Origin of the sequence: Variovorax sp. PDC80, assembly GCF_900115375.1 — a bacterium.
Classification (GTDB): Bacteria; Pseudomonadota; Gammaproteobacteria; order Burkholderiales; family Burkholderiaceae_C; genus Variovorax.
The window spans coordinates 558,790-580,127 of sequence record NZ_FOWG01000002.1; the positions used below are offsets into that span (position 1 = coordinate 558,790).

A 21,338-nucleotide genomic window follows, 5' to 3' on the forward strand; every position below is an offset into this window, starting at 1 on the left:
GCGGCCCTCGTCCTCAGCGCAGCGGCGTGACCTTGCGCCTGCGGGCGACGCCGCGCTCCGGCACCAGGAATTCGGTGCGTGCCTCGGGGGCCAGCAGCAGCTCCTTGAGCGAAGGACGAGCCGTCGCGTGCAGGCGCCGCCACTCGGCGGCCGGCACCAGCACGGCCGCCTCGGCACCGCGCTTCGTCACCATCTGGGGCCCCTCGGCCAGGCAGGCTTCGAGGAACTCGCTGAAACGCGCCTTGGCGTCCTGTACCGGCCAGCTTTTCATGGGAAACCACCAATCAGACTAGTTAGATGACTAGTTTAACAGGTGGCTTCACCATCGGCACTGGCTACTTGCGCAACCCCTGCAGCTTCGCAAACGCATTCGCCATCTGCCCCGAAGGCTGCGGCGTGTTGTCGCGGCGCGGCTGCTGGCCGCGGCCGGCGCCTTCGAAGCGGTTGTCGCGCGGGCCGTCGCGGCGCGCAGGGGCGGCGTCGAGCTTCATCGACAGGCCGATGCGCTTGCGCGCCACGTCGACCTCCATCACCTTCACCTTGACGATGTCGCCGGTCTTCACGACCTCGCGCGCATCGTTGACGAACTTGTGGCTCAGCTGGCTCACGTGGACCAGGCCGTCCTGGTGCACGCCGAGGTCGATGAAAGCGCCGAACTGGGCGACGTTGCTCACGGTGCCCTCGAGGATCATGCCCTCCTGCAGGTCGGCGATGTCCTCCACGCCGTCGTTGAAGCGCGCCACCTTGAAGTCGGGGCGCGGGTCGCGGCCGGGCTTCTCGAGTTCGCCGAGGATGTCCTTGACGGTGATGACGCCGAACTTCTCGTTGGCGAACAGCTCGGGCTTGAGCGTCTTGAGCATGTCGGCGCGGCCCATCAGCTCGGCGATGGGCTTGCCGGTCTTGACGATGATCTGCTCGACCAGCGGATAGGTCTCGGGATGCACGCCGGTGACGTCGAGCGGATCGGTGCCGCCGCGGATGCGCAGGAAGCCCGCGCTCTGCTCGAAGGCCTTGGGGCCGAAGCCCGTGACCTCGAGCAGCTGCTTGCGGGTGCCGAAGGCGCCGTTGGCATCGCGCCAGCGCACCACGGCCTTGGCCACGGCCGAGGACAGGCCCGAGACGCGGCTCAACAGCGGCACGCTCGCGGTGTTGAGGTCCACGCCCACCGAGTTCACGCAGTCCTCGACCACGGCCTGCAGGGTGCGCGCGAGCTCGCTCTGGTTCACGTCGTGCTGGTACTGGCCCACGCCGATGCTCTTGGGGTCGATCTTCACGAGCTCGGCCAGCGGGTCCTGCAGCCGGCGCGCGATGGAGGCGGCGCCGCGCAGGCTCACGTCGACGTCGGGCATCTCGAGGGCCGCGAATTCGCTGGCCGAATAGACGGAAGCGCCGGCCTCGCTGACCACCACCTTGTCGACCTTCATCTCGGGCGCGCCGGCCTGGGCCGCCATCTTGGCGAGCAGCTTGATCAGGTCGGCGGCGAGCTTGTCGGTCTCGCGGCTGGCGGTGCCGTTGCCGATCGCGATCAGGTTCACGCCGTGCTTGGCGCTGAGCTTGCCGAGGGTGTGGAGCGAGCCTTCCCAGTCCTTGCGCGGCTCGTGCGGGAACACGGTCGCGGTCTCGACCAGCTTTCCTGTGGCATCGACCACCGCCACCTTCACGCCGGTGCGGATGCCGGGGTCCAGGCCCATCACCACGCGCGGGCCGGCCGGCGCGGCCAGCAGCAGGTCGCGCAGGTTGTCGGCGAACACCTTGATCGCGACCTTCTCGGCGTCCTCGCGCAGGCGCGTGAACAGGTCGCGCTCGGTCGACAGCGCGAGCTTCACGCGCCAGGTCCAGGCCACGCACTTGCGCAGCAGGTCGTCGGCCGGGCGGCCGGCATGGCTCCAGCCCAGGTGCAGCGCGATGCGGCCTTCGGCGACGCTGGGCTTGCCCGGCTCGGGCTCCACCGGCAGCACCAGCTTGGCGTCGAGGATGTCGAGCGCGCGGCCGCGGAACACGGCCAGCGCGCGGTGCGAGGGCACGCGGCCGATCGGCTCGTCGTAGTCGAAGTAGTCGCGGAACTTGGCGACGTCGGCGTTGTTCTCGTCCTTGCCGCTCATCAGGCTGGACTTGAGCAGGCCCTCGTTCCAGAGCCACTCGCGCAGGCGCTGCACCAGCACGGCGTCCTCGGCCCAGCGTTCCGAGAGGATGTCGCGCACGCCGTCGAGCACCGCGGGCACGGTCGAGAAATCGGGGCCGGGCTTGCCGTCGTCGAGCGTGGTGGCGGGCTGCAGGAAGGCCTTGGCCTCCACGGCGGGATCGAGCGTGGGGTCGGCCAGCAGCTTGTCGGCCAGCGGCTCGATGCCGAACTCGCGCGCGATCTGGCCCTTGGTGCGGCGCTTCTGCTTGAACGGCAGGTACAGGTCTTCGAGCTCCTGCTTGGTCGGCGCGAGTTCGATCGCGGCGCGCAGTTCGGGCGTGAGCTTGCCCTGTTCGTCGATGGCCTTGACCACCGCGGCGCGGCGGTCCTCGAGTTCGCGCAGGTAGCTCAGGCGCGCCTCGAGCTCGCGCAGCTGGGTGTCGTCGAGGCCGTCGGTGGCTTCCTTGCGGTAGCGCGCGATGAATGGAACCGTGGCGCCCCCGTCGAGCAGTTCGACGGCGGCCTTCACCTGATGCTCGCCCACCTTGATTTCGGCGGCGAGCTGGCGAATGATTTTCTGCATTGCTGAGTGGCGTCCCTGTCGCTGCGACCGGCCGGCCGGTCGCGTTGGTCGAATGAAGCGCGCGAGTTTGCCATAGTGAAAATGGCGTCCGGCCTCCCGGCGCGGACACTTGTCCGACCGCTCCACGCCCCCACCTCCCCACCGTGCAACCACCCTCCTCCCCTGGCCCGCGCCGGCCGCCGTCCCGCTTCGGGAAGTTGTTACGGACGGTGTTCGCCGTGCTGCTGGTGCCGCTCCTGCTGTTCGAGGAATGGGGCTGGGAACCGCTGGCCGCGCTCGCGGCGCGGCTGGCCCGGCTGCCGCTGTGGGCGCGCGCCGAAGCCTGGCTGCGCGGCCTGCCGCCCTGGGGCGCGCTGCTGGCCTTCCTGCTGCCGGTGCTGCTGCTGTTGCCGGTCAAGGTGCTGGCGCTGTTCCTGTTCAGCCATGGCCACGCGGGCAGCGGCGTGGCGGTGCTGGTCGCGGCCAAGCTGGCCGGCACCGCGGTGGTGGCGCGGATCTTCCAGCTCGTCGAAGGCACGCTGATGCGCATCCCGCTGTTCGCGCGCTGGTATCCGCGCTGGAAGGCCTGGAAGGACCGGGTGCTGGACCTCGTGCGGCAGAGCCGGCCCTGGCGGCTGGTGCATGCCTTCAACCGGCGCGCGCTGCGGGCATGGCGGCGCTTGCGCGGGGCTTGAGGCGCGCGCCTATTTTTACCCGGGTATATTGATAGATTCAATTTAACCCGGGTAAAATTGGCGCCATGACACTTTCCCAGGAATCACGGCGCGCCCTCACCCGGCAGTACAAGGACAGCACGCTCCCCGCCGGCGTGTTCGCGATCCGCAACCTGAAGACGGGGCGGGTATTCGCCGCGGCCGCGCTCGACATCGTGGGCGCGATGAACCGCCAGCGCTTCGAACTGAACCTGCGCAGCCACCGCAACAAGGCGCTGCAGCAGGACTGGATCGCGCTCGGCGCCGAGGCCTTCGCCTTCGAGGAGCTGGCGCGCGTGAAGGAGCGCGACGACCCGGCCTTCGACCGCGCGGCCGAGCTCGAGGCGCTGTTCGAGCTCTGGGCCGAGGAGTCCGGCTGCCACGGCGCACAGGGCTACAACGCCCCGGCGCGGCCGCGCGCCTGAGCCTTCGCCGGTGCCAGCCGTCCCCTTCGCCTTCCTCCTTCGCCGGGCGCAAGAAAAGTCAGGCTTTCTTCATTGCCCCCGGGTAAATTACCGCTCCGCCTCCATGACCCTCGAGACCTCTTCCCTCCCGGCCTGCGCCGATCCCGCGTCCACCCTGACCGCCTTCGCCGGCTTCCACCGCATCGCACGCGGCTCGCGTACCGAGCTGGTCGCCGCGCTGCGCGCGCGTACCGACGACACGCCGTACCTGGTGTTCGACGACCGCAGCGGCGCGCAGATCGACCTCGACCTGCGCGAACCACCGGCGCCGGCCGGCGAGCCGCCGCGCGGCGTCGGGCGCCCCAAGCTCGGCGTGGTGGCGCGCGAGGTCACGCTGCTGCCGCGCCAGTGGGAGTGGCTGGGCCGCCAGCCCGGCGGCGCCTCGGTCGCGCTGCGCCGGCTGATCGACGAGGCACGCCGCGTCAACGCAGGGCGCGATGCCGCACGCGCGGCGCGGGAAGCCACCTACGGCGTGATGACGGTGCTGGCCGGCAACCTGCCCGGTTTCGAGGAAGCCATGCGCGCCCTGTTCGCGCTCGAGCGCGAGCGCTTCGAGCAACACATTTCGACCTGGCCCGAGGACCTGCGGGCCCATTTACAAGAACTCTCCGGCGCGAGCTGGACCCACGAATGAACGCCAAGACAGACACAGCCCCCAACCCGAGCGGCCTCCAGGGCACGCCCGTGGCCCCCGTGGGCGCGCCGCGCGCCCTGTGGAAGACCTTCCTGTTCTTCCTCGCCCCCATGCTGCTGAGCAACATCCTGCAGTCGCTGTCGGGCACGCTCAACAACATCTACATCGGCCAGATGATCGGCGTGACCGCGCTGGCCGCGGTCTCTAGCTTCTTCCCGGTGTTCTTCTTCTTCATCGCCTTCGTGATCGGCCTGGGCGCCGGCGCCTCGGTGCTGATCGGCCAGGCCTGGGGCGCGCGCGACGTCGCCCGCGCCAAGGCGGTGGCCGGCACCACGCTGAGCGTGGGCATCCTGATGGGCCTGGTGATCGCGGTGTTCGGCGGCGCCTTCACCACGCCGCTGCTGGCCGCGCTCGGCACGCCGCCCGATGTGCTGGCCGAGGCCACGCGCTATGCGCGGATCATGCTGATCGCGATGCCCGGCGTGTTCGTGTTCCTGATCTCGACCGCGATGCTGCGCGGCGTGGGCGACACCGTCACGCCGCTGCTCACGCTCCTGATCTCCACCACCATCGGCATGCTCGTCACGCCGGCCCTGATCCGCGGCTGGGGCGGCCTGCCGCAGCTCGGCGTGACCAGCGGTGCCTGGGGTTCGGTGCTCTCGTTCCTGGTCGCGACCCTGTGGCTGGGCTGGCGGCTGCGCCAGCGCAACAGCCCGCTCGCGCCCGACGCGGCCTTCCTGCGCAGCATGCGCATCGACCCGCAACTGCTCAAGACCGTGCTCAAGGTCGGCGTGCCCACGGGCGTGCAGATGATCGTGGTGGCGCTGGCCGAGGTGGTGCTGCTGTCGCTGGTCAACGGCTACGGCTCGAGCGCCACGGCCGCCTACGGCGCGGTCAACCAGGTGGTGGCCTATGTGCAGTTCCCGGCCATCTCGATCGCGATCACGGCCTCGATCCTCGGCGCGCAGGCCATCGGTGCCGGCCGCGCCGACCGCCTCGGCGCCATCGCGCGCACGGCGCTGATGATGAACCTGCTGCTCACCGGCGGCCTGGTGCTGCTGGGCTACCTGTTCTCGCGGCCGCTGATGGGCTTCTTCATCACCAGCGCGCCGGTGATCGAGATCGCGCAGGAGCTGCTGCACATCATGCTGTGGAGCCTGGTGATCTTCGGCATGGCCTCGGCGCTGTCGGGGATCATGCGCGCCAGCGGCTCGGTGCTGGTGCCCACGCTGATCTCGATCGCCTGCCTGCTCGGGCTCGAGGTGCCGGTGGCCTGGTTCATGAGCCACCGCATCGGCCTGGACGGCATCTGGTATGCCTACCCGGTGACCTTCGGCGCGATGCTGCTGCTGCAGACCGCGTACTACCAGCTGGTGTGGCGCAAGAAGGCGATCCACCGGCTGGTGTAGCGCTCAGGCCCCGTCGAAGGCCTTCTTCACGGTGGCGATGTCGAGCTTGACCATCTTCATCATCGCCTCCATCGCGCGCCTGGCCTTGGCCGGATCCTTGTCCTGGAACATTCGGATGATCGCGTCGGGCGCGACCTGCCACGAGACGCCGAAGCGGTCGGTGAGCCAGCCGCACTGCACCGGCTGGCCGCCGCCCTCGAGCAGCTTGTCCCAGTAGTGGTCGACCTCGGCCTGGGTCTCGCACCTCACGTACATCGAGATGGCCGGGGTGAACTTGTACTCGGGGCCGCCGTTGAGCACCATGAACGCCTGGCCGTCGAGCTCGAAGGTGGCGGTGAGCAGCGAGCCCTTCTTGGCCGGGTTGACGTCGCCCCACAGCAGGGTGTCGGTCACGCGCGAGTTCGGGAAGATCGCGCTGTAGAACTTCAATGCCTCCTCGCCATTGCCGTCGAACCAGAGGCAGGGAACGATCCTTTGCATGGGTATCTCCTTGGAGCTTTGTTGATGAACCAATGGGTTCAGTATCGAAGCCTCGCGCAGCCCCTGTCAACCCGGGCGATGCCCGTCAGCCGTAAGTGTTCGTGCGACCGGAAAGCGGCAGCCGGACGCTGAAACCCACGCCGCGCCCCGGCGCCAGGCCGTCGACGATGGCGACCTCGCCACCCATGCGGTGCACCGCCTGTTTCACGATCGCGAGGCCCAGGCCCGAGCCCGGCGTCTCGTGCGCGCCCTCGCCGCGGTGGAAGCGCTCGAACACCCGCTCGCGCTCGGCCGCGGGAATGCCGGGCCCGTCGTCGGCCACCAGCAGCGCGAGGCGGCCGTCTTCCACGCGCAGCGTCATCGCCACCTGCGCGCCGTCGGGCACATGGCGGATCGCGTTGTGCAGCAGGTTCTCGAGCACCGACTGCAGCGCCGGCACATCGACCTCGGCCTGCAGGCTGTCGGGCGCTTCGAGCGCCAGCTCGATGCCGCGCGCCATGGCCTGCGGTGCCGCCTGCGCGAGCAGCCCGCGCGCGAACTGCGCCACGTCGACGCGCTTCGGCGCCGAGGGCTGCGCATCGTCGAGCAGCGCCAGGTCGAGCAGCTGCTGCGTGAGGTGCGAGGCGCGCGCGATCGCCTGCTCCAGATGCAGCTGCGCGCGCTCGCGCTCGGCGGCGTCGGCCGCACCGGCCAGCGCATGGGCCTGCGCGGCGATCACCGCCATCGGCGTGCGCAGCTCGTGCGCCGCGTCGTGCACGAAGGCGCGCTCCTGCCTGAGCTTGTCGCGCAGCTGGCGCAGCATGCGTTCGAGCGCCGAGGTCAACGGCTTGAGCTCGGCCTGGGGCGGGTCGTAGCCGATCGGCGACAGGTCGCTGCTGCCGCGCCGCGCGATGAGGTCGGCCAGCCGCTGCAGCGGCCGCAGCCCGAGCCGCACCGCCAGCCACACCGGCAGCAGCACGATCGGAAAGGCCAGCAGCAGGTAGGGCAGCAGGCGCGTGGCATTGCGCTCGAGCACCCACCAGCCCGTGATGCGCGGCTCGGCGAGCTGCAGCCGCCAGCGGCCGGCCTCGGTGCCGTGGACCCAGTACGAGACGCCGTCGAAATCGCGCTCGATCACCTGCGGCGCCGGCGCGTCGAGCACCCGGTCGCCGAGCGAGGCCGAGCGGTAGAGCACCGCGCCATCGTCGCGCCGGCGCAGTTCCATCCACACGCTGCCGCCCGGATTGCCGCTGATGCGCAGGGTCCTGAACTGAGTCGCGGTCGAACGCATCACGCCCACCGCCTGCTCGTCGCTGTCGAGCTCGCGCAACGAGGCGCTCATCGCGCGGCCCAGCTTCTTCAGCCCCTGGTCGACCGCGAGGGCCTGGCGGAATTCGATGTAGAAGTAGGCCAGCAGCATCAGCCAGACGCCGACGAAGGCGATCAGCATCGCGGCCAGCACGCGCCGGCCGATGCTGGGCCCGGGCCAGGCGAATGACAGACGGCTCATTGAAGTACCTGCGTGCTTCGCACTGCGGTGCGAGCTTGCTTGGGGCGGCCCGGCGCGGCGCTCATGGCGTCAGCATGTAGCCCACGCCGCGCACCGTGTGCACGCGCGTCGCGCCGATCTTGCGCCGCAGGTTCGACACATGGACCTCGACCGCCGCGAAGTCCAGCGGCTCGCCCAGCGGTTCCAGCCGCTGCGCGAGCACGCCCTTGGCGACCACCGCGCCGGGCTCGCGCGCCAGTTCGAGCAGCAGCCTGAACTCGCGCGGCGACAGCTCGAGCGCGCTGCCCGCCAGCGTGGCCTGGTGGCGCCGCGGCGCGATCGAAAGCGGCCCCAGCGTCCAGACCTCGCTGGCCTGGCGCGCCGAGCGCCGCAGCACCGCGCGGATGCGCGAGATCAGTTCGGCGGTGGCGAAGGGCTTGATGACGAAGTCGTCGGCGCCGCCGTCGAGGCCGGCCAGCCGGTCCTCGACCGCCGAGCGCGCGGTGATCACGATCACCGGCACCGTGCCGCCCTCGCCGCGCCAGCGTGCCAGCAGCTCGAAGCCGTTGCCGTCGGGCAGCGAGAGGTCGAGCAGCACGCAGTCGAACACGGCCGCGTCGGGCACGCGCGGCGCGTCGCGGGCGCGGCGCAGCCATTCGCTCGTGAGGCCGTCCACCTTGAGCGCGGCCTGCAGCGCGCGGCCCAGGTCGAGGTCGTCTTCGATCAGCAGGATGTGCACGCGGCGATTGTGCGCGCGCGTACCTTGGGCGAAGCCAAAGACGGGGCGCGCCATCTTTGGCTTCGCCCAAGGTCGGGCTTCGCACAATCGGCGGCCGCTTCTCCAGGAACCGCAACCATGCCTCGCGACTTTCGCCCCACCGCCCTGCTCGCCCTGGCCTGCGCCGCCGGCGCGTTGTTGCTGTCTGCTTGCGCCACGGCGCCCACCCATCCGGCGCTGGTCCAGGCCGGCCAGGACCGGACGCTGCCGCCGCTGGTGCCGATGCGCCGCTTCGTCGCCAACGTCGACACGGTCGGCGGCCACGTGCTGTCGCCCGATGGCCGCAAGCTGCTGTGGGTGCAGACCGTCGGCACCGACGTGGGCCTGGCCGTGCGCGACAGCGCCGACGCGGCCACGGTGCAGTCGGCCAGCACGCGCAGCTTCGCCACCGGCACGCTGGCGAACGCGTCCGCCTACGCCTGGCTGCCCGACAGCCGCCACATCGCCTACCTCAAGGACGCGAGCGGCGACGAGAACACGCAGATCTTCGTGCTCGACAGCCAGTCGCCCGAGGCCAGACCCTGGGCCGTCACGCCCTGGCCCGGCGTGCGTTCGACCGGCGTCATCGGCGGCGCGCCCGGCAGCCCGAACTTCTTCTTCACGAGCAACCGCAACGACCGCACCAGCCTCGACCTGTTCGAGGCCGACCCGCGCACGCGCAGCGTGCGCGAGGTGGCGCGCGGCGAGCCCGGCAGCCGCGTGGTCGCCTGGTATGTCGACACCCGGCGCGAGCCGGCCGCGCGCATGCGCCAGCTCGGCAGCGTCGACGGCTCCGACCTGCTGATGGAGCTGCGCCAGGGCGACGGCAGCTGGCGCCCCTTCAAGACCATCGAGGCCTTCGATGCCTATGCGCCGCTGCGCATCGACCGCGCCGGCGGCCGGCTCTGGGCGCTCGGCAACATCGGGCGCGACAAGCTGGTGCTGGTCGAGGCCGACCTGGCCACCGGCGCCGAGAAGGTGCTGGCCGAGGACGCGCAGGTCGACCTCGGGGCTGTCTATTTCCCGCCGAACGAGGGCGCGCCGCAGGCCTGGACCTCCGAGCCCGGCCGCCCGCGCATCCGCTACCTCGACGCCACGCTCGACGCGGAGGTGGCCGCCGCCATGAAGCTCGCGCGCGAGCGTGGCTGGCTCGCGGCCGATCCAGTGATCGCGCGCCCGCAGAGCAGCACGCTCGATCAGCGGCGCATGGTGCTGCGCGCCGTCACCGAGACCGGCACGGTCGAACTGCTGCTCGACCGCGACAGCCAGGCGCTGGCACGCCTCACCCCGCCGCCGCGCGAAAACGGCGACGACTTCTTCTCGTCGACCGAACCCTTCGCGTTCAAGGCCTCCGACGGCCTGCAGGTCCACGGCTACCTCGCGCGCCCGCGCGGCGTGCAGGGCCCGGCGCCGCTGGTGATCAGCATCCATGGCGGTCCGTGGACGCGCGATAGCTGGCTGCCCGCGGGCTTCAACACCGTGCAGATGCTCACGAACCGCGGCTATGCGGTGCTGCAGGTCAACTACCGCGGCTCGAGCGGCTACGGCCGCGCCTTCATGATGGCCGGCGCGGGCCAGACCAGCGGCCGGCTGCAGCAGGACATCGCCGAGGCCGCGCAATGGGCCATCGACCAGGGCGTGGCCGATCCGCGGCGCATGGCGGTGCTGGGCGCCAGCTTCGGCGGTTTCTCGGTGCTCTCGCAACTGATCCGCAAGCCGCACGACTACCGCTGCGGCATCGACATCGTCGGCGTGGCCAACTGGCCGCGGGTGATCGAGAACTGGCCGCCGTTCTGGCGCAACCGCCACTACTTCGCGCGCTTCTTCGGCGACGTGAACCAGCCCGAGGAGCGCGCGCGCATGCTGCGCGATTCGCCGGTGTCGCAGCTCGAGCGCATCGAGGCGCCGCTGCTGGTGATCCACGGCGCCAACGACGTGCGCGTGCTGCGCCAGGATTCCGACGACGTGGTGGCCGAGCTGCGCCGGCTCGGCCGGCCGGTGGACTTCCTGAGCTTTCCCGACGAGGGCCACAGCGTGCGCAAGTGGCGCAACCGGCTCGCGCTGTGGCGCAAGGTCGAGGACACGCTGGCCGGCTGCCTCGGCGGGCGCAGCAACGGCTTCGACTTCTACGAGCTGATGCCGCGCTCCTGAGGCCTACCAGCGGTAGGTGGCCGTGGCCGTCGCGGTGCGCGGATAGCCGTAGTAGCAGTTGCCGTAGCCGCAGTTGGCGATGTAGGTCTTGTTGGTGAGGTTGCGCAGGTTCAGCGCCAGGGTCCAGCGATCGATGTCGTAGCCGAGCATGGCGTCGAGCACCGTGGACGCGGGCACCTTGCTCGGCCGCGCGGCCTCGCCGTCGCCATAGTTCGTCCCGGTGTAGCGGGCACCGAGCCCGAGCTTCAAGCCATTGGCGAAGCGGTAGTCGGCCCACACGGAGAACCGGTGGCGCGGCACGGCCGTGGCCTGCTTGCCGATCTCGCTGGCGTTGCTGCTGGCCGTGACGATGGCCCGCGGCGTGTAGCTGTAGGAGGCCGTGAGGTTCATGCGCGGCGCGACCTCGGCCGTGGCCTCGAGCTCCAGGCCGCGCACCGAGATCTCGCCGGTCTGCCTGGGCATGGCATCGCCGTCGAAGCTGATGTAGTTCTTGCGCCGCAGGTCGAAGACGGCCGCGCTGTACATCGCCTTGCTGCCCGTGGGCTGGTAGCGCACGCCGGCTTCGAACTGCTTGCCGCTCTCGGGCTTGAACGGGTCGCCCGAGACCGGGTCGATGGTGGCGGTCGGCGCGAACGACTCCGAGTAGCTCAGGTACGGCGCCCAGCCGCTCGGATGCAGGTAGACCAGGCCGGCCCGGCTGGTGAACTTGTGGTCGCGGATGCGCTGGGTCGAGCCGTCGAGGCGGCTGAAGACCGTGCTTTCGGCATCGTCGTAGCGCCCGCCCAGGGTCAGCGACCAGCGCTCGCCCCACTTGATCTGGTCCTGCAGGTAGAGGCCGGTCTGCGTCAGTCGGGTGATGCCGTCGAAATACGGCGCGGGCCGCTCGATCGGCCCGCCGTACACCGGCGCGTAGATGTTCAGCGGCGAGGCGCTGCCGCCGCTGAAGGTGATCTGGTCGATCCGGGTGCGCTGGTAATCGAGCCCGACCAGCACCTTGTGCTGCGCCTCGCCCGTGCGGAAGTCGGCCTGCGCCTGGTTGTCGAGCGCCACGGCGGCGATGTTCTCGCGGCTGCCGAACACGCTGCGCGCCATCTGCTGGAAGTTGACCGGATCGTTCGGCACATCGGGGTTCAGCGCGGTGAAGCCCCGCAGCTGCGTGCCCGTGTAGTCGAGCTTCTGGTGCGCATAGCGCGCGTTCTGCCGCACCGTCCAGGTGTCGTCGATGCGGTGCTCGAACTGGTAGCCGACCATTTCCTGGTCCTGGTCGAAGCGGTCGAAGCCGGGCTCGCCGACGAACAATTTCGATGGGATGTAGCTGCCGATCGCGGTCGGATCGAGCGAGCCGACCTGCGGCCGCGCGCGCGTGTAGACACCGCTGCGCGTGCGGGTGAACTGGGACAGCAGCGTGAGCGTGGTGTCGCTCGACGGCTTCCAGGTCAGCGACGGTGCGATGTAGCTGCGGTCGTCGGCCTCCTTGGCCGCCGGCAGTTGCGCATCGCGCAGCAGTCCGGTGATGCGATAGAGCAGCTTGCCCTCGGCATCCAGCGCACCCGAGAAATCGCCCGCCACCTGCTTGCGGGCGTGGTCGCCCAGCTGCAGTTGCAGCTCGTGCACCGGCTCCGCCGTCGGTCGCTTGCTGACCACGTTCACCACCCCGCCCGGCCCGCTCATGCCATAGAGCACCGACGAGGGACCGCGCAGCAGCTCGATGCGCTCGGCGCCGTAGTTCTCGGTGCGCCACACGCCCCAGGTGCTGTTGTTGCGCAGCGGCAGGCCGTCGAGGTAGAAGCCCGGCGAGTAGGCATCGAAGCCGCGCAGCGAGATCCAGTCGTAGCGCGAGTCGGCGCCATAGGTGGTGGTCGACACGCCCGGCGTGTAGCCCAGCGCGTCCTTGAGGTTGGCGGCGCCCATGGCCTCGATGCGGTCGGCCGTGATCACCGAGATCGACTGCGGCGTCTCGATGATCGGCGTGTCGGTCTTGGTGCCGGTGGCGCTGCGCCGGGCCACGTAGCCCTGCACCCGGCTGGTGGCGCTCTGCTCGCCCTCGGCCTGCACGGTGACGGCCGGCAGCGAGGCGTTGGAAGCGCCCGGCACCAGCGTGCGGATGACCACGGCGTTGCCCTCCACGCTGGCCGACAGGCCGCTGCCGGCCAGCAACTGGTCGAGCGCCTGGCGCGGCGCGAGCCGGCCCGCGACCGCCGGCGCCGTCTTGCCCGCCACCAGGCTCTGCTGTACCACGAGCTGCACGCCGGTCTGGCGCGCCCAGTCGTTGAGCGCCTGGGCCAGCGGCTGGGCCGCGATGCGGATCGGCACCGGGTCGGCCGGCAGCGCCTGGGCCGATGCGGTCAGGTGGCCCATGGCGAGCGCCAGGGCCAGGGCCAGCGGTGCCGGCTTCGATTTCAAGCAGTTCATCTACGTTTCCAGACTTTGAATACAAATGGTTCTCATCTGGGTTGACGCACGAAGCGCGAGAAATACCGTAGTCCCGCCGAAAATTTTTTCCGGCGCCCGGCAGCGGCGCCTCTCGTTCAGTGCGCAGCGACCAGCTCGGTGACCGCGCCCGCCTCCTTCAGCCGCACCGGCAAGGCGCTTGGCAGCGCGCGGCGCAGGGTGCGCGGATCGCGCGGGTCGAAAGTGCCGGTCAGCCGCAACGCCGCCACGGCCGGATCGTTCACCACCAGGCCGGTGCTGCCGTAGCGCTCGAGTTCGGCCAGCGCGCGGCCCAGAGGCGTGTCGACGAAGCTCAGCCGGTGCTCGCGCCACGGCGCGATGCCCTCGCCCGGCACCGCCGCCACCGTGCCGAGCAGGCCCTGGGCGTCGCTCTCGAGCTGCTGGCCTGCGACCAGGAACACCGCCTCGCGCAGGCTCGCGGCCGAGGGCGCGGCCCAGGCACTGTCTCCGGTGCGGTCGCGCCGCGCCACCCGCACCCGCCCCTCCTCCACCGACACCCGCGTGCCGTCCGCGCCGTCGATCCCCGGCGTGTGGCGCACGGAGAAACGGGTGCCGACCACGCGCACCTCCAGCGGCCCGGCCAGCACCGAGAACGGCCGTTCGGCATCGGACTGCACCGCGAATACCGCCTGCCCCTCGAGCAGCCGCACCTCGCGCCGGTCGCGGAACAGCTGCACCTCGATGCGGGTCGCGGTGTCGAGCCGCAGGCGCGTGCCGTCGGGCAGCGGCAGGTCGAGCTGCTGGCCGCGCCGGGTGGCGAAGGCCTGCACGAACACCGGCTGCGCCTGCAGCTCGCGCCAGCCCAGGTAGCCGGCGCCGACGGCCATGCCGGTGGCGGCCAGCGCCAGCGCCGGCTTCATGAAGCCGCGCCGCGTGGGCGTGGCGGCGCGGCCCGCGAAGCCTCCGCGCCAGCCGGCCACGGTCGCGGCCGGAATCGCATCGACGGCCTGCCAGCGCGAGGCCCAGGCGCGCCAGGCCTCGCCGCGACGCGGATCGGCCACCAGCCAGCCCTGGAACTCGCGCTCCTCGCTGGCGCTCCAGCCCTCGCGCTGGCGGCGCACGAACCAGTCGAGCACCTCCTCTCGCAGGCGCGATGCGTCTTCCGGTGGTGGCGTCGAATTCATGTGGCGAGGGCGTCCCTGGAGATGGAGACGCACGAGCGGGCGCCAACCCTGTAGGACGCGGTCTCTCTTCGGTTCATCGTGGATCCCTTCATTTCCCGTCGCGCTCCAGGCAGTCCCAGCAGGCGGCCATCGCGATGCGCAGCTGCATCTCGACCGTGCGCACCGAGATGCCCATGCGCTCGGCGACCTCGGCATACGAGAGCCCGTCGAACTTGTAGAGCACGAAGGCCTCGCGGCAGCGCGGCGGCAAGCCGTCGATGGCGGCGATCATCGCGGCCAGGCCCTGGCTCGAGGCCAGGGCCGCGTCGGGCTCGAGGCTCGCGGGGCCCATGCAGTCGTCGGGCTCGCCCAGGCCGTCCTCGGCCTCGGACTCCGGGAGCCCCGCGCGCACGCTGCTGCGGCGGTGATGGTCGGTGACGAGGTTGCGCGCGACCCGGTAGAGCAGCGCGCGCGGGTCGCGCACCACGCTGCCCGCGCGCTGCGCCTCGTAGACGCGCGCATAGCTCTCCTGCGCCAGGTCGGCCGCGGTGGCGCGGTCCGGCACCTTGCGGGACAGGAAGTTCAGCAGTTCGCGGTAATAGCGTTCGAACACGGGCGCGCCGGCACCGGCAAGGGTGGGTCGAAGTCCAGGAGGCAGGTTGGCTTCGACGCGGCGTGGCTGACCTGAGGCGGTTCAAGAAGACGGGAGCGCCGATTATGGCGGGCTTCGGATCCGCCCTCCCCGGGGCCCGCGTCAGGCCTTGAACCCGTACAGCGCGGCCGGGTTGTCGACCAGGATGCGCCGGCGCGTGTCCTCGCTCGTGGCCCACGAGAACAGCAGGTCGTACAGCGGCGCGCTCTCGGGGCGCGGATCGCGTCCCGGGTGCGGCCAGTTGCTGGCCCAGAGGCAGCGTTCGGGAAAGGTCTCGGCCAGCGTGCGCGCGAGCAGGCTCACGTCGTCGTAGCCGGGCGCGCCGCTCCTCGAGGTCTCGTAGGGCGCCGAGAGCTTGATCCACACGCGACCCGCGTCGATCACGCGCAGCAGCGACTGGAACGAGGGATGGCTGGGCGCCACCGGCTCGAGGAACTTGCCGTTGTGGTCGAGCACCAGCCGGCACGGCAGCTTCCTGAGCACCTCCTCGTGCTCGGGCATGGTGCGGCCGTCGAGCTGCAGGTTGATCATCCAGTCGGCATCGGCCATGCGCGCGGCCATGCCCGGCAGCGACTCCCAGCCCAGCACGCCGCCGATCATCATGTAGCGCACGCCGCGCATGCCGCCCGCATGCAGGCGCGCGATCTCGGCGTCGGGCGCGTCGGGCGCCAGCAGCGCGATGCCGCGCGCCGCCTCGCCGAACTGCGCCAGCGCATCGAGGGTGCAGCGGTTGTCGAAGCCGTAGCCCGTGGGCTGAACCACCACCGCGCGCTCGATGCCCAGCGGCTGCTGCACCTGCTCGCGGTAGGCCGACACCGGCGAGTGCGGCGGCACCCAGGCGACGTTCGGGATCAGCGGGAAGCGGTCTTCGTAGATGTGGACATGGCAGTCGCAGGCGCCGGCATAGCGCGCGTTCCGGGTCGGTTCCATGGAGGCTCTCGGTGGATGGGGAAAGGGATCAGGCCGGCACGCCGAAGGCCTGGCGCCAGCGATAGGCCTCGGTGGCATTCACCGCGCCCTTCGGCACCCGGCCCTGGAAGATCTCGGCCAGCTGCGACACGGTTTCCATCGCCTGGTGCTCGACCGCGGGCGGCGTGAGGCCGCCGATGTGGGGCGTGGCGATCGCGCGCGGATGGCGCGCCACCGCGGGCGACGGCATCTGGTCGGGCGCGCGGCCCACGTCGAGCGCGCAGCCCGCGATCGTGCCGGCATCGAGTGCCGCGACCAGCGCGTCCTCGTCGACCAGGTTGCCGCGCGCGGCATTGATGAAGAAGGCGCCCGGCTGCATGGCCGCGAAGGCGGCAGCGTTCATGAGGTTCTCGGTGTCTTCGGTGGCCGCCGCGAGACAGACCACGAAGTCGGACTGCGCGAGCAGCTCGCCGAAGCCGGCCTGCGCGATGCCGGGCTGCGCCATCACCGCGAAGGGATCGTGCACCACCACGCGCATGCCGAGCGCCTGCGCCACGGTGCAGAGGTAGCGTGAGATTTGCCCATAGCCGATCACGCCGAGCGTGGCGCCGCGCAGCTCGCGGCCCATGACGGGCGGCACCGGCAGGCCCGCGTGGTAGAGCGCGGTCGAGGCACTGATGCCGCGCGCGAGGTCGATCATCGCGCCCACGATCCATTCGGACACCGAGGCGATGAAGCCCGCGCTGGCCTGCGTCACCAGCACGCCGTGGCGGCTCGCGGCGGCGAGGTCGATGTTGCGGATGTCGATGGCGCAGCGCACGAAGGCCTGCAGCCTGGGCAGCGCGGCGAACAGCGCCTCGTCGCCCACGGTCTGGCGGTAGGAGACGATGGCGTCGCAGTCGCGCGCCAGTTCGGCGATCTCGTGCGACGAGAGATCGCGGTCCTCGGGGTTGAAGCGCACCTGCGCGAAGGCGCGCAGCGCGGTGCTCGCGCGTTCGCCGAAGTAGTGGGCGAGCTTGCTCTGGGGATGGCTGACGAAAACCGTGGTCATGGACAAGGCAGGAAGAAAGAAGAAGGCGGCCTCAGCCGCGCGGTGGCGCCACCGAGTCGCGCGCCACCAGCGTGGGCGCGAACAGGAACTCGCCCGCGGGCAGCGCGCCGTCGGCCAGGCGACTCATCACGCGCTCGACCATCACTTGCGCCATCTCGGGCACCGGCACGCGCACCGAGGTCATCGCGGGGTACATCAGGGTGGAGAGGAACACGTTGTCGATGCCGACCACCGACACGTCGTCGGGCACCGCGAGCCCGGCATCGCGAAAGCCCGCCATCAGGCCGTAGGCCAGCAGGTCGTTGACGCCGACCACGCCGGTGGGCCGCTCGGGCAATTGCGCGAGCTGGCTGGCCTGGGTGCGGCCCAGCTCGCTCATCATCGAGTCGCCGTACTCGTCGACCGGCAGCCCTTCGACCACACGCGCGCTGGCCTCGAGGCCGGCTGCGCGCGCGGCCGCGAGAAAGCCCTGGATCTTCTCGTTGCGGCTCATGGTGCGGCCCGAGGGCGTGACGAAGGCCAGCCGCCGGTGGCCTCGTTCGATCAGGTGCGCGGTGGCGATGCGCGAGGACTCGAAGCTGTCGACCGTGACGTGGTCGATCACCGAGGCCTCGCCGGGCGTGGCGCGCCGGTCGTAGCTCACCACCACCAGGCCGCGCTCGGCCGCGGCCTCGACGTGCTGCTCGTCGATCAGCGACGAGATGATGATCACGCCGCGCACGCCGTGCGCCATCAGGTCCTCGAAGAAGCGCGCCTCGCGTTCCTTCTCGCGGTAGGTGTTGCCGATCATGATGCGGAAGCCGTAGCGCTCCTGCGCCAGCGTCTCGACCTCGCGCGCGATGAAGCCGTACATCGGGTTGGCCATCGACGGCACCAGCAGGCCGATCAGCGGCGTGTAGCCGGTCTTGAGCTGCCGCGCCGAGGTGTTGGGCCGGTACTTGAGGTCGCGGATCGCGTCCTGCACCCGCTCGAGGGTGGCGGCCGCCATGCGGTCCACGCGGCCGTTCAACACATTCGACACGGTGCTGGTCGAAACGCCCGCCCGCTGGGCGACATCGCTGATTCTGCTCACGGTTTTCGGGGTCCTTTCGGGTTCATCGCGGTCCTGCATTCGTGCGTCGTCACAGCCCCATGCGCGTGGGCAGCCAGACCGAGAAGGCCGGCACCAGCACCAGCAGCACCAGGGTGACGAACAGCACCGCGAGGTATTTCATCATCGGCCGCGCCACGTCCTTCACCTGCGTGCCGGTGATGGCGCAGGTGGCGAACAGGCCCAGCCCCACCGGCGGCGCGAACAGGCCGAAGCCCATGGCGATGACCATCACGGTGCCGAAGTGCAGCGGATTGACGCCCAGCTGCGCCGCGATCGGTGTCAGCAACGGCCCGAAGATGATGAGCGCGGGCGCGCCCTCGAGGATGGCGCCGAACACGATCATGATCAGCACCGAGAGCATCACGAACATGGTGCTGCCCCATGCGTGCGCGAACTCGATCATGAACGACGACAGGTACTGCGGGATCTGCTGGATTGTCAGCGCAAACGAGAGGCTGGACGCGGCCGCCACGATGAAGAGGATGCTGCCCGCCATCGAGGCCGAGCGCACGAACAGGCGCGCCACCGACGACCAGGTGAGCTCGCGGAAGGCCAGCCAGCCCACCACCAGCGCATAGACCACGGCGAAGGACGAGACCTCGGTCGAGGTCGCGACGCCCGAGGTCACGCCCTTGCCGATCATCGCCACCATCACCAGCGCGACCAGCGCGCCGCCGAGCAGGCGGAACATGGGCGTGCGCACGTCGAAGGCCTGGTCGGGGTCGATGCGCGCGCCGACGTAGATGGTGACCGCGGCCAGCGAGAGCGCGAGCACCACGGCGGGCACGAGGCCGGCCATGAACAGCCCGGCGATCGAGATGTTGGCGACGAAGCCCATGATGATCATGTTGATGCACGGCGGGATGGTCTCGGCCATCACCGCGGTGCAGGCCAGCAGGCCGGCGGTCTCGTTCGGATCCTGCTTCGTCTTGCGCACGGCCGGCATGATGATGCCGCCGACCGCGGCGATGTCGGCCAGCTTGGAGCCCGAGACGCCCGAGAAGAAGGCGGTGGCCGTGATGGTGATGAGGCCCAGGCCGCCGCGCAGGCGGCCGAACATGCGCAGCAGCAGTTCGATCAGCCGCGAGGACATGCCGTTGGATTCCATCAGCAGGCCGGCCAGCACGAAGAAGGGAATGGCGAGCAGCACGTAGTGGTCGGTGCCGGCCATCACCTGCTGCGAATAGACCAGCATCGGCAGCGAGGGATCGGCCATGAAGAACACCAGCGACGAGAGCGCGAGCACGAAGGCGATCGGCACGCCGAGCATCAGGCCGCCGAGGAAGCCGGCGGTCAGCAGCATCCAGGGCGCGATGGCGTGGCCGGGCACGAAGGTGTTCCAGCCCACGACGGCGGCGGTGAGCGCGATGCCGACGGCCAGGGTGCTCCACACGCGGCGCGCCGGTCCGTTGACGGCGTTGGCGAGGCCGAAGAGCGTCATGAACAGGCTGCCGATGACCACCGGGTAGACGTAGATCCACTGCGGCAGGCCGATCGGGGTGGTCATGTTGTAGGCGTCGAGCAGCAGCTCCCACGAGGAGGCGAGCAGGCTGGCCGAGACGCCGACCACGATCCAGTTGCCGAACTGGATCAGCGCGGGCTGCCAGCGCGCGGGCAGCAGGCCGCGGAACAGGTCGACGCCCACGTGCTGGCTGCGCGCGAGCACGGTGGCCGCACCGAAGAAGACCTGGATCACCATCAGCGCGCGCGCGACCTCCTCGGCCCAGTCGAAGGGGTCGTGCAGGAAGTAGCGGAACACGACCGAGACGAAGACGATGAGAACATCGATCGCGAGCACGACGCCGGCCACGTTCTCCATGGCGCGCGTGAGCCAGGCGAGGCCGCGGCCCGCGGGGTGGGCGGTGCTGAAGCCCAGGGCGCGCGGATCGTGGCCGTGGCCCGCGGCCGGCAGCGGTGCCAGCGGCGGCAGGACGGCGGGCGTGACCGGGGCCATCGGGGGCAGGACGCTGGACATGCCGGTCAGGCGCGGGCGGCGTTGATGGCGGCGAACAGCGGCCCGGTCTCGGGATACTGCTTGGCGAAGGCCGACCAGAGCCTGGCCTCCATCTCCTTGCGCACCTGGTCGCGCTCGTTCTTCGCCATGGGCGTGAAGCTCAGGCCCAGCTTCTTCAGTTCCTCGATGGCGCCCTGCCCTTTCTCGGCGCCGATCTGGCGCTGCTGCGCGGTCGATTCGGCCGCTGCCTTGAGGAACGCCGGTCGCAGGTCGGCCGGAATGCGGTCCATGGCGCGGCGCCCGGCGATGCAGACCATGGGACTGAACAGGTGCTCGGTCATCCAGCAGTGCTTGACGACCTCGTTGAGCTTGCTCGCGAGCACGGTGGCGGCATCGTGCTCGAAGCCGTCGACGACGCCGGTCTGCGCGGCCATGTAGAGCTCGCCGAAGGAGATGGGCGTGGGGATGGCGCCCATGATCTTGAAGGTCTCGATGAAGGCGGGCGTGGGCAGCACGCGCAGCTTGACGTTCTTCACCTCGGCCAGCGACTTGACGGGCTGCTTGGTGTAGACGTTGCGCGCGCCGTAGTGCTGGCCCCAGGTGATGACCTGGCAGCCGGTGCTCTTGACCAGCATGTCGTTGAGCTTGGCGCCGACGCCGCCGTCGAGGGCCTTGGCGACGTGTTCGTAGCTATCGAACAGGTAGCCGAGGTCGAGCATGCCGAACTGCGGCGTGACGGTGGCCCAGATCGAGGAGCCGGTGAGCATCATGTCGATGGAGCCGACCTTGACCTGCTGCACGACGTCGCTTTCCTTGCCGAGCTGGTTGTTGGGAAAGTAGTCGATGCGGATGCGCTCGCCGACGGCCTTCTTGAGGTTGACCTGCATGAGCTGGTTCCACGCGAAGTGCGAGGAGTTGAGGTCGGCGACGTGCGAGGACGACAGGCGCAGCGCGACGGTCTTGTCCTGCGCGGCGACGAAGGGCGTGAATCCCGTGCCGGCGGCCGCCATCGCGAGCGGCAGGGCCGACGATGACTGGACGAAGCGGCGGCGTGAAATCGAGGTCATGGCTTGTCTCCTGTGGGGTCGAACGCCCGTTTGGTGGAACGATTTACTGTATCGATACACCAATGGTGTTGCAATGTCGTTTCGGTAGGTGTTTTCCTTCGTAAACAACGGTTCTTGGGGGCGCTGGGGGCGCGTGCACAGGACAGCGGGTACTTCCCTCCGCGAATGTCCCCGGCCTTCGGCTCCTCCTTGATTTCGCTGCGGGAAGCACCCGCTGCCCTGTGCACGGGAGCGCTGCGGTGGTGCCGGCGGTTCAACAACGGTGGCGTCCAGGCGCGCGTCGATGGGGTACTCCCCG

The 21,338-nt window shown here is 70.3% G+C and carries 18 protein-coding genes; 5 read left to right on the top strand and 13 right to left on the bottom strand.

Features of this window, described 5'->3' with window-relative positions; translation table 11 throughout:
- Window positions 1-13: 13 nt before the first annotated feature.
- Window positions 14-271 carry a type II toxin-antitoxin system Phd/YefM family antitoxin gene (locus tag BM109_RS08195; protein ID WP_093341983.1) on the bottom strand — a complete coding sequence of 86 codons (258 nt, stop codon included), beginning with the start codon at window positions 269-271 and terminating at the stop codon, window positions 14-16.
- Window positions 272-335: 64 nt separating this feature from the next.
- Window positions 336-2,705 carry a Tex family protein gene (locus BM109_RS08200; RefSeq protein WP_093341985.1) on the bottom strand — a complete coding sequence of 790 codons (2,370 nt, stop codon included), beginning with the start codon at window positions 2,703-2,705 and terminating at the stop codon, window positions 336-338.
- 209 nt (window positions 2,706-2,914) lie between these two features.
- On the opposite strand from BM109_RS08200, the gene BM109_RS08205 reads away from it, so the two are divergent.
- The 4 genes from BM109_RS08205 to BM109_RS08220 all read left to right on the top strand — a co-directional run bounded on the left by BM109_RS08205 (window position 2,915) and on the right by BM109_RS08220 (window position 5,904).
- Window positions 2,915-3,379, top strand: coding sequence for a hypothetical protein (locus BM109_RS08205; RefSeq protein ID WP_256222428.1), 465 nt, complete (start codon window positions 2,915-2,917; stop codon window positions 3,377-3,379).
- Between the two features lie 65 nt (window positions 3,380-3,444).
- A complete protein-coding gene (locus tag BM109_RS08210; RefSeq protein WP_093341988.1) occupies window positions 3,445-3,822 on the top strand; it encodes a GIY-YIG nuclease family protein in 378 nt (125 codons plus the stop codon).
- Between the two features lie 103 nt (window positions 3,823-3,925).
- A complete protein-coding gene (locus tag BM109_RS08215) occupies window positions 3,926-4,495 on the top strand; it encodes a DUF2239 family protein (RefSeq protein WP_093341989.1) in 570 nt (189 codons plus the stop codon).
- On the top strand, window positions 4,492-5,904 hold the full coding sequence (locus BM109_RS08220) for an MATE family efflux transporter (protein WP_093341991.1): 1,413 nt from the start codon (window positions 4,492-4,494) through the stop codon (window positions 5,902-5,904). Before BM109_RS08215 ends, BM109_RS08220 begins: the two co-directional genes overlap by 4 nt.
- A gap of 3 nt (window positions 5,905-5,907) precedes the next feature.
- Here the strand turns inward: BM109_RS08220 and BM109_RS08225 are convergent, their stop codons facing one another.
- From BM109_RS08225 to BM109_RS08235, 3 genes are all read right to left on the bottom strand, one after another.
- Window positions 5,908-6,384, bottom strand: a complete 477-nt coding sequence (locus BM109_RS08225; protein WP_093341992.1) for a VOC family protein — start codon at window positions 6,382-6,384, stop codon at window positions 5,908-5,910.
- 85 nt (window positions 6,385-6,469) lie between these two features.
- Entirely contained in the window at window positions 6,470-7,873 is a 1,404-nt protein-coding gene (locus tag BM109_RS08230; RefSeq protein ID WP_093341994.1) for a sensor histidine kinase, read from the bottom strand.
- Window positions 7,874-7,934: 61 nt separating this feature from the next.
- Entirely contained in the window at window positions 7,935-8,591 is a 657-nt protein-coding gene (locus BM109_RS08235; protein ID WP_093342454.1) for a response regulator, read from the bottom strand.
- 117 nt (window positions 8,592-8,708) lie between these two features.
- Here BM109_RS08235 and BM109_RS08240 point away from each other — a divergent pair, with 117 nt between their 5' ends.
- Window positions 8,709-10,760, top strand: coding sequence for a S9 family peptidase (locus BM109_RS08240; RefSeq protein ID WP_093341996.1), 2,052 nt, complete (start codon window positions 8,709-8,711; stop codon window positions 10,758-10,760).
- Between the two features lie 3 nt (window positions 10,761-10,763).
- On the opposite strand, the gene BM109_RS08245 is transcribed toward BM109_RS08240, so the two are convergent.
- The 8 genes from BM109_RS08245 to BM109_RS08280 form a co-directional block, all read right to left on the bottom strand.
- Window positions 10,764-13,172 (bottom strand): TonB-dependent siderophore receptor, encoded by a 2,409-nt coding sequence (locus BM109_RS08245; RefSeq protein ID WP_177239279.1) that lies wholly within the window; start codon window positions 13,170-13,172, stop codon window positions 10,764-10,766.
- A gap of 116 nt (window positions 13,173-13,288) precedes the next feature.
- Entirely contained in the window at window positions 13,289-14,335 is a 1,047-nt protein-coding gene (locus BM109_RS08250) for a FecR family protein (RefSeq protein ID WP_093341997.1), read from the bottom strand.
- A gap of 88 nt (window positions 14,336-14,423) precedes the next feature.
- Complete coding sequence (locus BM109_RS08255; RefSeq protein ID WP_093341999.1) at window positions 14,424-14,927, bottom strand: RNA polymerase sigma factor; 504 nt, start codon at window positions 14,925-14,927, stop codon at window positions 14,424-14,426.
- A 141-nt stretch (window positions 14,928-15,068) separates the two neighbouring features.
- Window positions 15,069-15,896: an amidohydrolase family protein gene (locus BM109_RS08260; RefSeq protein ID WP_093342000.1), complete on the bottom strand. Its 828-nt coding sequence runs from the start codon at window positions 15,894-15,896 to the stop codon at window positions 15,069-15,071.
- A 28-nt stretch (window positions 15,897-15,924) separates the two neighbouring features.
- Complete coding sequence (locus BM109_RS08265) at window positions 15,925-16,926, bottom strand: hydroxyacid dehydrogenase (RefSeq protein ID WP_093342002.1); 1,002 nt, start codon at window positions 16,924-16,926, stop codon at window positions 15,925-15,927.
- 31 nt (window positions 16,927-16,957) lie between these two features.
- Window positions 16,958-17,998, bottom strand: coding sequence for a LacI family DNA-binding transcriptional regulator (locus tag BM109_RS08270; RefSeq protein ID WP_093342003.1), 1,041 nt, complete (start codon window positions 17,996-17,998; stop codon window positions 16,958-16,960).
- Between the two features lie 49 nt (window positions 17,999-18,047).
- Complete coding sequence (locus BM109_RS08275) at window positions 18,048-19,994, bottom strand: TRAP transporter large permease (protein ID WP_256222429.1); 1,947 nt, start codon at window positions 19,992-19,994, stop codon at window positions 18,048-18,050.
- 5 nt (window positions 19,995-19,999) lie between these two features.
- The gene (locus tag BM109_RS08280; RefSeq protein ID WP_057590285.1) at window positions 20,000-21,040 is read right to left on the bottom strand and encodes a TRAP transporter substrate-binding protein; all 1,041 of its coding nucleotides are present in this window, start codon (window positions 21,038-21,040) and stop codon (window positions 20,000-20,002) included.
- Window positions 21,041-21,338: the final 298 nt, after the last annotated feature.

Coding starts and splice junctions, on each gene's coding strand:
- BM109_RS08195 (WP_093341983.1), bottom strand. CDS start 271: ATGAAAAGCTGGCCGGTACAGGACGCCAAGGCGCGTTTCAGCGAGTTC.
- BM109_RS08200 (WP_093341985.1), bottom strand. CDS start 2,705: ATGCAGAAAATCATTCGCCAGCTCGCCGCCGAAATCAAGGTGGGCGAG.
- BM109_RS08210 (WP_093341988.1), top strand. CDS start 3,445: ATGACACTTTCCCAGGAATCACGGCGCGCCCTCACCCGGCAGTACAAG.
- BM109_RS08215 (WP_093341989.1), top strand. CDS start 3,926: ATGACCCTCGAGACCTCTTCCCTCCCGGCCTGCGCCGATCCCGCGTCC.
- BM109_RS08220 (WP_093341991.1), top strand. CDS start 4,492: ATGAACGCCAAGACAGACACAGCCCCCAACCCGAGCGGCCTCCAGGGC.
- BM109_RS08225 (WP_093341992.1), bottom strand. CDS start 6,384: ATGCAAAGGATCGTTCCCTGCCTCTGGTTCGACGGCAATGGCGAGGAG.
- BM109_RS08230 (WP_093341994.1), bottom strand. CDS start 7,873: ATGAGCCGTCTGTCATTCGCCTGGCCCGGGCCCAGCATCGGCCGGCGC.
- BM109_RS08240 (WP_093341996.1), top strand. CDS start 8,709: ATGCCTCGCGACTTTCGCCCCACCGCCCTGCTCGCCCTGGCCTGCGCC.
- BM109_RS08245 (WP_177239279.1), bottom strand. CDS start 13,172: ATGAACTGCTTGAAATCGAAGCCGGCACCGCTGGCCCTGGCCCTGGCG.
- BM109_RS08250 (WP_093341997.1), bottom strand. CDS start 14,335: ATGAATTCGACGCCACCACCGGAAGACGCATCGCGCCTGCGAGAGGAG.
- BM109_RS08260 (WP_093342000.1), bottom strand. CDS start 15,896: ATGGAACCGACCCGGAACGCGCGCTATGCCGGCGCCTGCGACTGCCAT.
- BM109_RS08265 (WP_093342002.1), bottom strand. CDS start 16,926: ATGACCACGGTTTTCGTCAGCCATCCCCAGAGCAAGCTCGCCCACTAC.
- BM109_RS08275 (WP_256222429.1), bottom strand. CDS start 19,994: ATGTCCAGCGTCCTGCCCCCGATGGCCCCGGTCACGCCCGCCGTCCTG.
- BM109_RS08280 (WP_057590285.1), bottom strand. CDS start 21,040: ATGACCTCGATTTCACGCCGCCGCTTCGTCCAGTCATCGTCGGCCCTG.